Below are 12,215 nucleotides of genomic sequence, written 5' to 3'. Positions count from 1 at the left end.
CGTCAGTCGCAGGAACCGTCCGGGTTGCAGCGCTTGTCGCACTTCTTGCAGGACTCGCCGCCCTTGCCGCACTGGTTCTTGTTGGGCGCGGGGATGCAGCTGTTGCCTTCGCAGCAGCCGCCGCAGGTGGACGGGTCGCACTTGCAGAAGCCGTTGATGCACGCGAGCCCCGGTCCGCACGCGGTGCCACTGAGGCCGCAGACGCACTTGCCCCCGGCGCAGCGGCTGGCGTTGATGTCGCAGGCCGGGCCGGTGCCGCAGCCGCAGGTGCCCCGGTCGGTGCAGGTGTCCGCGCGGATCGAATCGCAGACCTCGCACGCGACGCCGCCCACGCCGCAGGTGCGGAAGGTGCGGGACGTGCACACGCCTTCGCGGCAGCAGCCGTCCGGGCAGTCCACGCAGAAGGTGCCGCCGTTCGACGCGGTCAGCCGCACGGTGACCTCCACCTCGTAGCCGTCGCGCACGGTGGCGGTGGCCTCGCCGGTGGCGACCGTGGCGTCGTCGCGCAGGCCGTCCACGCGGACGGTGGCCTGGGTGCCATTGGCCGCGCCGTCCAGGAGGACGCGGAACGTCTCACCGTTCACGAGCGCGCGGCTGGAGTCCTCGGGCAGCAGTGAGGTGGGCACGGAGGCGCCGTCCGCGGTGGCGGAGATGCGCAGCCGGGTGAGGTTGAGGGAGGGCTCGAACTGGGCGGTGACGAAGAGCGCGGTGCCGGCCGCGGCGGCGGGGTCACGACAGGCGGCCAGGGACACCAGCGCGAGCAGGCCGCTGCACAGAAGGAGCCGGGCGAGTGTCCGGCCGGGGGTTGCTCCCACGGAAGTCATGATGGCGCGGGAGGGTAATGGTTCCTCCGTCGTGAAGTGGAAGTCATGTTGGACGCGGGGGGGATGGCGTTGGACAGCGGACGCTCATGTCCGGTGTGTCACCGGCCGTGCATCTCGCGTGGCGCCCGAGGCAAGAAGGCCGCAGCATGCGGGAGCGCGCGAGACCCGAGGGAGGCGGCAACGGCATGGTGGTCATCGTCATGGGCGTTTCAGGCACCGGGAAGTCCACGGTGGGCCGGGCGCTCGCGGACCGGCTGGGGTGGACGTTCGTGGACGCGGACGACCTGCACTCGGTGGAGAACCGCCGGAAGATGGCCGCGGGCACGCCGCTGACGGACGTGGACCGGCAGCCCTGGCTGGAGCTCCTGCGCGCGAGGATGGAGAAGGCGCTGGAGGCGGACGAGGACCTGGTGCTGGCGTTCTCCGGCCTCAAGGCCTTCTACCGGGCGAGGCTCACCGTGGACCCCGCGCGCGAGCGCTGGGTGTACCTGCACGCGCCCGCGTCCGTCATCCTCGAGCGGATCCAGAAGCGCATGGGGCACTTCATGCCGGCGTCGCTGCTCCAGAGCCAGTTGGAGACGATGGAGGTGCCCGAAGACGCGTTCACCGTGGACGTGACGCCCCCGCCCGAGGAGATCGTCGAGCGCATCGTGGCGGGGTTGGCGTTGACGCCCCGGGTGTAGAGCGCTTTCAGCGTACGGGCTCGACGGTGGCGCCCAGGCGCTCCAGCAGCTCGCGGTACCAGGTGAAGGCGCGCTCGGTGTGGCCCTTCAGCTCCTTCGTGCCCCACAGCAGCGTGAGGGTGCGGCGCGTGGTGGCGTCCGTCTTGGTGCGCTGGGCGTCCTTCACCGCGTTGGCGCACGGGCCCTGCGCGTCGAAGAGGCACAGCAGGCCCTCCAGGTCGATGGTCTGCCCGGAGGCGTTGAAGCCGTAGCGGTCGCCCTGGATGGCGGTGGAGACGCGGAACGGGGCCTGGGCTTTGTCCAGGTCCACCACGCTGATGGGCAGGCCGCTGTGCAGCGACACGGCGTTGCAGGCGTCCACCGCGGCGTTGATGGTGCCCAGGGTTCCGTCGCCGGAGGCCCGCACCAGGTACTCGGACGCGGGCTTGCCCCGGCCCGTGGGCTTGTAGCCGCCGTGGCGGAGCAGGTCGCGCACGGCGCCCCGGACGGCGTCGTCACTCTGGACGGGCGCGGTGGCGCCGGGCTTCAGCAGGGCCTGCAGCCAGTCGGGCGCGGGCAGGTCCCCCAGGGGGGCGGGCCACGAGGAGGTGAAGGCGATGAGGTCGAGGAGGGGATGGGGGTCGACGGTCAGCACGGCGGCACTCTACGCCACGCGCTGGTAGGGTAGGGATGGCTGCTGTTCCCCTTCGTCCCCTCCTGGAGCATCCGCATGCCCACGCTCATCCCGAAGCCCATCCGTGTGACGGCCGTGGGCAACAAGCCGAAGCTCATCGACGAGTACGTGGGCCGGGTGAACTCCAAGACGTCCAACATCAGCGTGGCCCACATGCGCAGCCCCGGTGGGTGGGAGGAGCCGGGCCAGACGCCCGAGTTCCGTGAAATCACCCTGGTGCTCGCGGGCACGCTGCGGGTGGAGCACAAGGGCGGGGTGATGGACGTGCACGCCGGCCAGACGGTGGTGTGCGAGCCCGGCGAGTGGGTCCGCTACAGCACCCCCGAGGAGGACGGCGCGGAGTACGTGGCCATCTGCACCCCGGCGTTCTCCCCGGGAACCGTGCACCGGGACCACTGAGGCCCGCGTTCCAGGGTCCAGGTTCCAAGCCGGGCGGAATCCCGGGCGGGGGCCTGCCTGCCCGGCCGCGTGGATGGACCTGGGGCGGTTGGGGGTTCGGAAGCATCCCTCCGGCGGGCGGCTCATGGCATAAGGGCGCGCCGCCTGATTCCCCGGGCCCTTTCGGTACGCACATGATCCGTCTCGACAACATCGGTAAGCAACACGGTCAGCAGATCCTCTTCATCGAGGCGTCGGCCGCGCTCCACAAGGGCGAAAAGGTGGGCCTGGTGGGCCCCAACGGCGCGGGCAAGACGACGCTGTTCCGGATGATGACCGGCCAGGAGTACCCGGACGAGGGACAGGTCTCCATCGACCGTGGCGTCACCATTGGCTACTTCAGCCAGGACGTCGGTGAGATGAACGGCCGCAGCGCGGTGTCTGAAGTGATGGACGGCGCGGGCCCGGTGAGCACCGTGGCGGCGGAGATGAAGCATCTGGAAGCCGCCATGGGTGACCCGGACCAGGCGGACAACATGGAGAAGCTCGTCGAGCGCTACGGCGTCGTGCAGGGCCGGTTCGAGGAGCTGGGCGGGTACGCGCTGGAGGGCCGCGCGCGGGAAATCCTCGCGGGCCTGGGCTTCAGCGAAGAGATGATGGACGGCGACGTGGGCAAGCTGTCGGGCGGCTGGAAGATGCGCGTGGCGCTCTCCCGCATCCTGCTGATGCGGCCGGACGCCATGTTCCTGGACGAGCCCTCCAACCACCTGGACCTGGAGTCGCTCATCTGGCTGGAGGGCTTCCTCAAGGGGTACGAGGGCGGCCTGCTGATGACGTCGCACGATCGCGAGTTCATGAACCGCATCGTGACGAAGGTGGTGGAGATCGACGGCGGTTCGCTGACGACGTACTCGGGCAACTACGACTTCTACGAAGGCCAGCGCGCGCAGAACGAGGCGCAGCAGCAGGCGCAGTACGAGCGTCAGCAGGCGATGCTCGCGAAGGAGATCAAGTTCATCGAGCGGTTCAAGGCCCGCGCGTCGCATGCGGCGCAGGTGCAGAGCCGGGTGAAGAAGCTGGAGAAGATTGAAAAGGTGGAGCCGCCGAAGCGCCGCTCCACGGTGCTCTTCGAGTTCCAGCCGCCGCCGCGTTCCGGTGACGACGTGGTGAACCTGAAGCGCGTGTCCAAGGGCTACGGCAAGCGGACCATCTACGACGGCCTGGACTTCCTGGTGCGCCGCGCGGAGCGCTGGTGCGTGATGGGCGTGAACGGCGCGGGCAAGTCCACGTTGCTGAAGCTGGTGACGGGCACGACGCAGCCGGATGAAGGCACGGTGGCGTTGGGTGGCAGCGTGAAGATGGGTTACTTCGCGCAGCACGCCATGGACCTGCTGGACGGAGAGAAGACGGTCTTCGAGCAGCTGTCGGACGCGTTCCCCCGGGCGGGGCAGGGCTCGTTGAGGGCGCTGGCGGGCTGCTTCGGCTTCAGCGGCGACGAGGTGGAGAAGAAGTGCCGGGTGTTGTCGGGTGGAGAGAAGGCGCGTCTGGTGATGGCGCAGATGCTCTACGACCCGCCGAACTTCCTGGTGCTGGACGAGCCCACGAACCACCTGGACATGGGCACGAAGGAGATGCTGATCACGGCGCTGTCGCGCTACGAGGGCACGATGTTGTTCGTGTCCCACGACCGGCACTTCCTGGGAGCGCTGTCCAACCGCGTGCTGGAGCTGACGCCGGACGGCATCCACAAGTACGGCGGCGGCTACACGGAGTACGTCGCGCGCACGGGCCAGGAAGCCCCGGGCCTGCGCAGCTGAGACGTACCGGACGCCCAGAGCGTGAAAGCGCTCTGGGCGACGCTGCCGTTGGGCTCAATCTTCGACTTGCGTCCAGTCGGCAGGGCCTACTGAAAACTCAAACTTCGCCTGCCGCATGGCTTCCTCAAGGCTTGGATGCCATGTGTCATCGAGTGGCAGTTCGTTGGCGCCCAGGCGGAACAGGTAGAAGGCGTCGTCTGCGCTGGTGATTTCAAGCGACGCGACGGTTTCGCCTATTGATTTCATTGTTTGTGAAGAGATGGTGGCAGTGAGCCTCATGCGCCGGCCTCGAACTGCCGGAGCGCCTCGCGTTCTGCCGCCGTGGCCGCAAGAAGGGCGTCGAAGTCGTTCGGCTTTGACTGGATGGCCTCGTACTCCTCCGCAATGCCAAGGTTCGCAAGAGCCGCGCTAGATGGCTCCTGCGAACCTTGGCCACGCGGTAGTCGTCCCTAGCGCCGGCGCACTCGTTGCCGGTCAGCTTTCGATCTGCCTCGTCCAGGATGCTCATGGCTTGCTGTTCGCGAACGTGAGGAGCCTGAAGGTATCGAGTCTGGGACCGAGCTCCATCATGAATCTCAGTGAAAGCCGTTTGTGATGTCGATCATCTTGTGAGGAGAGAAGGACTTGATCGCCATCAGGAGCATCCAGCCGGTTCCTCCGTCCGATGGGGCGATTTGTCTGCAGCAGATGCGAAGAACTGAGTCACTGAGGGTCCAGTCTTCGCACTGCTTTTCTCCCACCTCGCGGTTGGTGGAGGTGGGAGAGCCAAGAACGGAAACTGCCTCATCGTGGAGGGCCTTGAACGCCGTTGCGCAGCGCGCTTCCCGGCGAACGACCGAGGCCCCAAAGTTCTCAAGCTTTTCGTCAGAGGAAAACAAGTAGGTCACCTTCGCCGGGTACCCACTCAATGTGAGGTTTTGTCCGAGCGCTTCCGCTTCGGCTCGTGTCATGCCATGGCGGAGTCGAGTCAATAGGGCAATGGATTGCATGGGCTGCGCTTGAGAGGGAGCGTTGAGTGACGCATCGGGTAATGATGCTTCTGGCGGGACTGGACTCGTCGAGTTCATCCAATGCACGGTCAAAAAACCTCCTGTGGCTCCAGCCAGGAGAAGCCAGGACGTCCTATGGGTTGGCATTGAAAACCTCGTCCAGGAAGGCCGTTGTCATGCCCTGGGCCTCCATTTCAACTTCAAGGAAGTCAAGCCCCTCGAAAGAGGCCTTGTATGGGTTTTGTGAGAACTGGGTGTCGTGCCACATCTCGTGGAACAAGACTTCCTCGACGGAGCGCCCAGACCCGAGGGCGAGGCGAGTGTCGATGGTGCTCACGAAGGCTTGAGGGGCGAGATAGCGCTGGATTCCGTCTGGCCGCGCGGAGCATGCGTTTCCCATCCGGCGTGAATGGCCCGGAGTGCGATTCCCTTCACGATCTCGCATCTGGCTCCCTTGACTGAAGCTGAACTCATGCGGGCTGTTCTCCAGCGTGTTAATGGCGAAGCTGCCCAGCTCCGTGGCCTTGATGTTGTTGAACGCGGACTGTAGCGCAGGGGCGATGGAGACGATGCGCCGTCCATCAGGATCGATGAACTGGTGGGGCTGGTTCGCGGCGTAGGCGTAGAGGTTGGAATCTCCGCCTGCGAACCGGATGGGGTCCTTGGCCGTCCACCGACCCGTTTCAGCGTCGTAGTCCCGAGCCCCGAAGCGGGTCAGCTTCGTGTCCCGGTCATAGAGGCCGCCCGCGAAGCCAAAGGGCTGGAAGCCGGGATTTGAATCCGCGACGACGTTGCCCCAGACGTCGAACTCCATGCGCTGCACCACCGCCCCATTCCGGGTGTCGACGACGAGGCGCGGGCTTCCCAGCGGGTCCGTGAGGATGCGGTAGGTGATGCCTCCCTTGAGCATGAAGTCGGGGGAATGCCCCCGAGTGCCATGGACGAAGCGGCTGACGACATTCCCCGCACCATCGAGTTCCGCGATGACCCGCCGCCCCTCGTAGAGGAAGCCCTGGATGAGCGTGCCATCCACCTTCTTGCCGACACGCCTCGACGCGGCGTCGAGCACGTACTCGAGCTGCCTGCCGCCGGCGAGCTCGACATGCACCAGCGCGCCCAGCGCGTCATATGCGTACTGGGTGGTGTACGTTCCCTCCGTGCGCGTCTGAAGGTCCCCGTTGGCGCCGTAGCTGTAGGTCTTGCTCCCAAAGGACAGCAGCCGGTCCTGGGCGTCATGGGTGGCTGTCTGCAACGTGTCCCGGAGGACGGAGGTGCGGTTGCCATTGGCGTCGTAGGTGTTCGCCTCCAGCAGGACTCCGTCGCGGGTGACGGACGCCAGCCGTCCCGCCTCGTCATGGGTGAAGACGTCCGAATGGACAGTGGTTCCCTCGGTTTCAGTCCGCCGGACGATGCGGCCCATCACGTCGCGCTCCAACTGGTAGGACAGCAGCGGGACGTTCCCGGTAGCGGCGGACCAGGACTCCAGCTCTCCGTAACCGTTGGAGGTTTCAGTGGTGGAGACCGCTCCAAGGCGTGTTCCCGCGAGCAGGCCATTGTCGTCGCGCCGTGACAGCGTCAGCGCTCCCGCTGAGACGAGCAGCCCGTCCAGGTCATAGGCATACGCCACGGGTGACCCACCATTGACGGACGCTGTCGCGATCCGGAAGTCCGTGTCATGGCTGTACTGGAGCGCCCCTGTCACGGCTCCCTTCCAGGAAACCCCGGTCAGCAGCGGACCGTCGTGGCTGAATTCGAGCCCCACCCCGGAGGTGCTCGCGAGCGAGCGGAGACGACCTGCTCCGTCATGGCCACTCGTTACGCGCGTGCCTGGGATGTCCAGGGTGGCGAGTCTGCCCGCGGCATCGTAGGCGAATGACACGGTGCCATCTGGTTGCCGGAGTTCGGTGAGGGCGTCATCCAGGTCGTAGGTGTAGCCGGATGAGAAGGCGCTCCCTCCGGGAGGTGCATAGGACGCCAGTGCCTCCATGGCCGTGTACTGGAATGCGTGTGAGGGCCGTCCGGGTGGCGTCACCGAGGCGGGGGCGTCCCCTGTCTCATAGGTGAGCCCCGTGACACGGTGTCCAGGAAGCATGCTGGACGTGATGCGACCTGCCTCGTCCCTTGTGAGGACGGTGGCGCGGTCCAGCCCATCTGTTACAGAGCGCAAGGCACCCTCCGCTCCATACGTGAACGTCCTCCGCCGGCTCCCCTGGACGACGGAACCGGGACGGCCCTCCCCGTCGTAGGTGAACTCCACCGGAAGCAGGCCCGGTGTCTCGGCCGTGTGGATGCGTCCCTGCGCGTCCAGTGTGAGGACAGACACCTTGCCCATGGGGCTGGTGGAGAGGAGACGTCTTCCAGCGGCCTCGTAGCGCAAGGTGGTGGTCCGGCCATTCACCGTCACCGTGTCCGTCTGCGTACCCACGTCCAGCAGCGTGCCCTGGGGCAGGAGGGTCACCTCCCGCTGGTGGGTGGACGTGGAGGTCAACCCGCTCGGCAGCTTCACGGTGCGCGATGCCACGAGCGGTGACTGCATGCCCAGGCGGGGCTCCGGTATCTCCACCACCGTGGTGACCCTGCCATCCGGTGCGGTGTAGACCGTGGTGCCATTGGGCGAGCGCAGCGTCATCCACGCCGTTCCATCAGACGCGGTGGTGATGCGCCGCTGGACGCCGGACTCCAGGTCTTCCACCTGGTATCTCCGGGTGCGCCCCATCGCGGTGGTGAGCGCCACCAGGTAGCCCTTGTCCAACCGCGTCCGTTCGAGGGCCTTGAATCCTCCCGAGGGCTGGGCGTCCTTCGTCAGCCAGCCTTCCGGGCTGTATTCGAACAGGTGCATCCCGCCGCGTTCGTCTCGCAGGGACGAGAGCAGTCCGCCGTCCTGGTAGGTCAAGGCCACGCTCTCCCTGCCTGGCCGGGCGAGGGAGGCGAGCAATCCATCGGGCCCTGTCTGCAACACGGTGCGCTGGCCGTGGGGCGCGAGGATGGCCGTGGGTGCCCCTGTCACGTCCCGTTCAATCCGGGTGATGAGGCCGGACCCGTCCGCGACGGACACCAACCGCGCGTTCTCGTCGTAGGTGAAGCGGTGGCGGACCGAGAGCGTCCAGGCCTCCAGGGTGCAGAGGTGACGCCCCTGCCAACCAAAGCCATACAGCTCGCTGCCGTCGGGGGAGGGCACGAGGTCATCGACCTGGCCACAGGGTGTCTCCAACGTCCCTACCGGATACTGGGGCGGCGCGGGCGCGGTGACGACCGGTGCTTCGGGTCCCCCTCCGGCGAAGACAAAGAGGTTGCCGTCCAATGAGACCCTGCGGACGACGAACTGGGACGCGTCCCCCACAAGGAGGCTGCCATCGAGGGTCACGGCGAGCCCCTTGGGCGCTGTCAGACTGGCGAGGGGCCCTTCCTTGGAAGGATCTCCTCCGCATCCGCCGTTGTTGATGGCCCATGCGCTGCCATCCGGGAGGAGGCGGTGCAGAAGGCATCGGTGAGAAGACGACGTGTAGAGGCTGCCGTCAGGGCCGAGGGCCAGGCCCCAGAGCCAGCCTCGCGGTGATTCGTCGTACAGATTCTGCCTGCGGCTCCTGCTGCCGGTGCGCAGCTCCTCCTCGTCCAGTGAGTAGAGCAGCGTGAACAGTCTGCCCTCCGTATCGACACGGCGCAGACGGCGGTTGCCTGAGTCCACGAAGAAGAGGACGCCTTCAGGGCCCACGACCAGTGCGCGGGGCGTATCCAGGCGCGATGCGATCGCCAGTCTGCCTTCTCCCGCGTTGCCACGAGCGCCCGTGCCCGCGACCGTGGAGATGATGCCGTCTGGCGTGACGCGACGGATGCGGTGGTTGTCGGTATCCGCGAGGTAGATGCTGCCGTCCGGTCCCACCGCGACGCCCGCGGGCGCATTCAGGTTCGCCAGGGTCGCGGGACCTCCGTCGCCGCCGTCCGCCGCGAGTCCTGTGCCCGCCACCGTGGAAATGAGTCCGTCCGGCGTGACCCGGCGGATGCGGTGGTTGCCCGTGTCCGCGATGTACAGCGCTCCGTCTGAGCCCACGGCCAGCGCCTCGGGAGAGGCCAGGCGGGCGATGAGCGCCCTGCCACCATCTCCCGTCGCGCCCTTCACCCCGTTGCCCGCCACCGTGGAGATGACTCCATTGGGCTTCACCTGCCGGATGCGGTGGTTGCCCGTATCCGCGATGTAGACCGTTCCGTCCGCCGCGACGGCGACCCCCTGGGGCGCGGCGAGGCGCGCCTGCTTCGCTGGGCCGTGGTCTCCACTAAAGGTGGGCGTCGCGGTGGTCAGCACCCGGGGCGTCTTGCCCAGGGATTCCCGCCCGGGAAGGGCTCCTCCCTGGCCCGGGTAGAGGGTGCTGCGCCACGGGTCGTAGGCATGATGCGCATCCAGGCTCCAGCCTCCCAGTTGGCTGAAGTCCGGCAGGGACACCACCGTGGCGGTGTGGAACTGCCACAGCGTCAGGTCCCGGCCGTCAGGGCCCTCGAACCGGGTGCTTCTATCTCCATACCGGGCCCAGGCCTGGGACTGATCATCCGGGCTCGCGTAGTAGCTCAACCCGTAGACGTAGCCGATCCGGATGCGGGCGGTCTGTTCTCCCCAGACCTGCCGGCCAAAGGCATCCAGGCCATCCCATACGAAGCGGTAGCTCTGGTTCGGACGCGCGGGGAAGGTTCGAGCGAAGGCCTGTCCCGCGACGTTCACGATGAGGACGATGTTCTTCAGGCTCGCGGGGACGTGACCTCCGCTCAGCGGGATCCGGAGGGCCCGGTTGGCGGTGCGAGCGGCGGCCCGGTCACTGCGGTAGTAGAGCTGGAATGGCGTCCCGGGGATGGGCAGGGCCTCTCCCAGCGTCTGGTTCTGGCATTCGATGATGCTGCCGCTTTCGCAGTCGGGCTGGGCCTCCGGTGTCTCAGCATGTGGCTCGGGTTGCTGGGGCTCTTGCGCATCCGGTGGAGGCCCAAAAGGCCAGTTATAGTCATACGGAGTGAAGTGAGTGACGGGCACCCGCCACAAGCTCTTTCCCACGGCATACAGGGCAGCCAGGCGCGCACGCTCCGCATCGGTGAAGCCCAAGGCCGTCAGTTGCTCGCGGTCGTCTGGTGCGCCGTCTCCGTCCGCATCCACTTGAGCGATGCCGTCGCGTTTCCCCACGATCGCGATGACCCGCCCATTGTCCGATGCGCGCCAGCGCCCCTGTTGCCGGTCGTAGTAGCCGGAGGGCACGACGAGCCCCGCTGGAAAGGCCAGGAAGTTGTCCACGTATCCCTGGACTGGCGGGCTGAAGCGCACCTCGGTGGCGCCTGCCTCCAGCGCTTCGTCCACACTCAGCTCCACGGCGTAGGTGTAGCCGCTGGTGGCGGGCAGCAAGCCGGGCATGGCCGCGGGGCCCTCGGTCCCGACGGTGTACTCGGTCGCGCGCACGTGAAACGGCCCCGTCAGGGGAACACGGGTCCCGTCGCGCAGGAGCATCTCCGCCTGGGTTCCGGGAGCGAACAGCAGGGTGGCCTGACGGCTGCCGGCGCTGTCCTCCACCACGCTGCCCCGCGCGACCTGGAACTCCGCTGCTTCCGGCGTGATGGCCGTGACGCTGGAGTCCAAGGCCGTCAACACCACATCTGGAAGCGGAGCGAATTCGCGCCACGGAACATCCACCTGTCGCTGGACGGGCAGGAATCCTGGCTTCTCCACTTCAATCGTGAGTGCTCCACCGCCATTCACGGCGAGCGAATAATCACCTTGGGCATTCGTGAGCGTATGGCCTTGCTCGGGGTGCGCGAGAACACCGATGCGAGCAGCCACGATGGGCTGCCCATTCCTTCCCAACACCTTCCCGCGAATGACGGCAACCCGGCGTGGATCCAGGGCGCCGTCGGTCACGTCCACCTGAGCCGGGTTCGGACCCTTGTAGAGAAACTCGATGGAGGCGCCGAAGTCCGTCGGGACGGTGGGGGCAATGGCAGCGGGCGCCTGCACTTCGCCTCCATCCATGCCGGCATCACCTGAGAGTCCGCCATCCGCTCCGCCACAAGGAGCGGAAAGGCAGGCCTCGTCGGGATGAGAGGGAGCATCCTGTCCAGAGCATCCCCATGGCCCCGCTCCCAACAACAGCAAGAAGCCATGCCATGGCCATAGGACTGGCCTGGAACGAGTTTGCCTTTTCATCCATCTCCCCCCGAAAGACTGAGCCGGCCCATAGCCTGTCGGTCGTCAGCCAGGCAGGTCAACGAGGGGATGGGATGGGTTGTCTGTCCTTGCGGAGTGGCTCAACCTGCCCGCCAGTCGCACCGGGCCCCGTTCCTTCCGGGACCCGACACTTTTGGCTCTCACCGCGCGGAAAAAGCGAAGGCCTCCTGCCAGCCGGAGTGCCAGGAAATGAGAGACGAGCTGCTTCGGCGGTGACACGGAGTGCGTTGCCCGCACGGGCCACGAAAGCCCGGGCTTGCGCGGTCAGGCAATCCCAAGCTCTTCGAGGAGGGGCTGGAGGACTGGCCCCATTCCATGACGCTCGCAGCCATCGCGCAACTCAGCGACATCCAGGTGTTGCTGATTGCGTTCCAGGAAATCCCAAGAGGCCGACCATGCGCTCGGCAATCTGGAGCGTACGCTCCCGTCGCTTGGCACTGAGTGTGTCGCTCACTTGGGCGTACCCGGGCTGGGCTCATGCGTGCGCGCAGGCGTGATGTAGCGCATCCGCTCCTTGAGGCTCAGCGCGAGCAGTACGCGTTCCCGAGGAGTCATCGCGGCCAGTCGCTCGAACTGAGCCCTCCGCGCCGCATCCGCGCTCTTGCTGGGGCGCTGTCCGTAGAGGCCACGAGGCGGCGGTGTGTCGTCGGAGTTCATT

Annotated in this window: 9 protein-coding genes; 3 read left to right on the top strand and 6 right to left on the bottom strand. The window is 66.9% G+C overall.

Annotated elements, in window-relative coordinates; all coding sequences use genetic code 11:
- Positions 1 to 2: 2 nt before the first annotated feature.
- On the bottom strand, positions 3 to 815 hold the full coding sequence (locus tag D7X30_RS09290; RefSeq protein WP_233591473.1) for a cadherin-like beta sandwich domain-containing protein: 813 nt from the start codon (positions 813 to 815) through the stop codon (positions 3 to 5).
- A gap of 194 nt (positions 816 to 1,009) precedes the next feature.
- Between D7X30_RS09290 and D7X30_RS09285 the strand changes: the two genes are divergently transcribed.
- Positions 1,010 to 1,507, top strand: coding sequence for a gluconokinase (locus D7X30_RS09285; RefSeq protein WP_120562629.1), 498 nt, complete (start codon positions 1,010 to 1,012; stop codon positions 1,505 to 1,507).
- Between the two features lie 7 nt (positions 1,508 to 1,514).
- Here the strand turns inward: D7X30_RS09285 and D7X30_RS09280 are convergent, their stop codons facing one another.
- Entirely contained in the window at positions 1,515 to 2,141 is a 627-nt protein-coding gene (locus D7X30_RS09280; protein ID WP_120562460.1) for a phenylalanine--tRNA ligase beta subunit-related protein, read from the bottom strand.
- 75 nt (positions 2,142 to 2,216) lie between these two features.
- Between D7X30_RS09280 and D7X30_RS09275 the strand changes: the two genes are divergently transcribed.
- Positions 2,217 to 2,579, top strand: a complete 363-nt coding sequence (locus tag D7X30_RS09275; RefSeq protein ID WP_120562459.1) for a cupin domain-containing protein — start codon at positions 2,217 to 2,219, stop codon at positions 2,577 to 2,579.
- A gap of 173 nt (positions 2,580 to 2,752) precedes the next feature.
- On the top strand, positions 2,753 to 4,375 hold the full coding sequence (locus D7X30_RS09270) for an ABC-F family ATP-binding cassette domain-containing protein (protein WP_120562458.1): 1,623 nt from the start codon (positions 2,753 to 2,755) through the stop codon (positions 4,373 to 4,375).
- Positions 4,376 to 4,429: 54 nt separating this feature from the next.
- Here the strand turns inward: D7X30_RS09270 and D7X30_RS41610 are convergent, their stop codons facing one another.
- From D7X30_RS41610 to D7X30_RS09260, 4 genes are all read right to left on the bottom strand, one after another.
- On the bottom strand, positions 4,430 to 4,654 hold the full coding sequence (locus tag D7X30_RS41610) for a hypothetical protein (RefSeq protein ID WP_147443146.1): 225 nt from the start codon (positions 4,652 to 4,654) through the stop codon (positions 4,430 to 4,432).
- Positions 4,655 to 4,950: 296 nt separating this feature from the next.
- A complete protein-coding gene (locus D7X30_RS41605; RefSeq protein WP_147443145.1) occupies positions 4,951 to 5,364 on the bottom strand; it encodes a hypothetical protein in 414 nt (137 codons plus the stop codon).
- Between the two features lie 133 nt (positions 5,365 to 5,497).
- Positions 5,498 to 11,362, bottom strand: a complete 5,865-nt coding sequence (locus tag D7X30_RS09265) for an RHS repeat-associated core domain-containing protein (protein WP_158619220.1) — start codon at positions 11,360 to 11,362, stop codon at positions 5,498 to 5,500.
- 645 nt (positions 11,363 to 12,007) lie between these two features.
- Positions 12,008 to 12,214 (bottom strand): hypothetical protein, encoded by a 207-nt coding sequence (locus tag D7X30_RS09260; protein ID WP_120562456.1) that lies wholly within the window; start codon positions 12,212 to 12,214, stop codon positions 12,008 to 12,010.
- Position 12,215 lies beyond the last annotated feature (1 nt).

The sequence above is a fragment of the Corallococcus sp. AB011P genome, from assembly GCF_003611605.1.
Taxonomy (GTDB): Bacteria; Myxococcota; Myxococcia; order Myxococcales; family Myxococcaceae; genus Corallococcus; species Corallococcus coralloides.
Note: the sequence above shows the minus strand (reverse complement) of the source record. Positions and strands in the feature narration are given on the sequence as shown.

Bases quoted from the DNA above. Each gene is read 5' to 3' on its own strand.
- D7X30_RS09285 (WP_120562629.1), top strand. From the start codon at position 1,010: ATGGTGGTCATCGTCATGGGCGTTTCAGGCACCGGGAAGTCCACGGTG.
- D7X30_RS09275 (WP_120562459.1), top strand. From the start codon at position 2,217: ATGCCCACGCTCATCCCGAAGCCCATCCGTGTGACGGCCGTGGGCAAC.
- D7X30_RS09270 (WP_120562458.1), top strand. From the start codon at position 2,753: ATGATCCGTCTCGACAACATCGGTAAGCAACACGGTCAGCAGATCCTC.
- D7X30_RS41610 (WP_147443146.1), bottom strand. From the start codon at position 4,654: ATGAGGCTCACTGCCACCATCTCTTCACAAACAATGAAATCAATAGGC.
- D7X30_RS41605 (WP_147443145.1), bottom strand. From the start codon at position 5,364: ATGCAATCCATTGCCCTATTGACTCGACTCCGCCATGGCATGACACGA.
- D7X30_RS09265 (WP_158619220.1), bottom strand. From the start codon at position 11,362: ATGGATGGAGGCGAAGTGCAGGCGCCCGCTGCCATTGCCCCCACCGTC.
- D7X30_RS09260 (WP_120562456.1), bottom strand. From the start codon at position 12,214: ATGAACTCCGACGACACACCGCCGCCTCGTGGCCTCTACGGACAGCGC.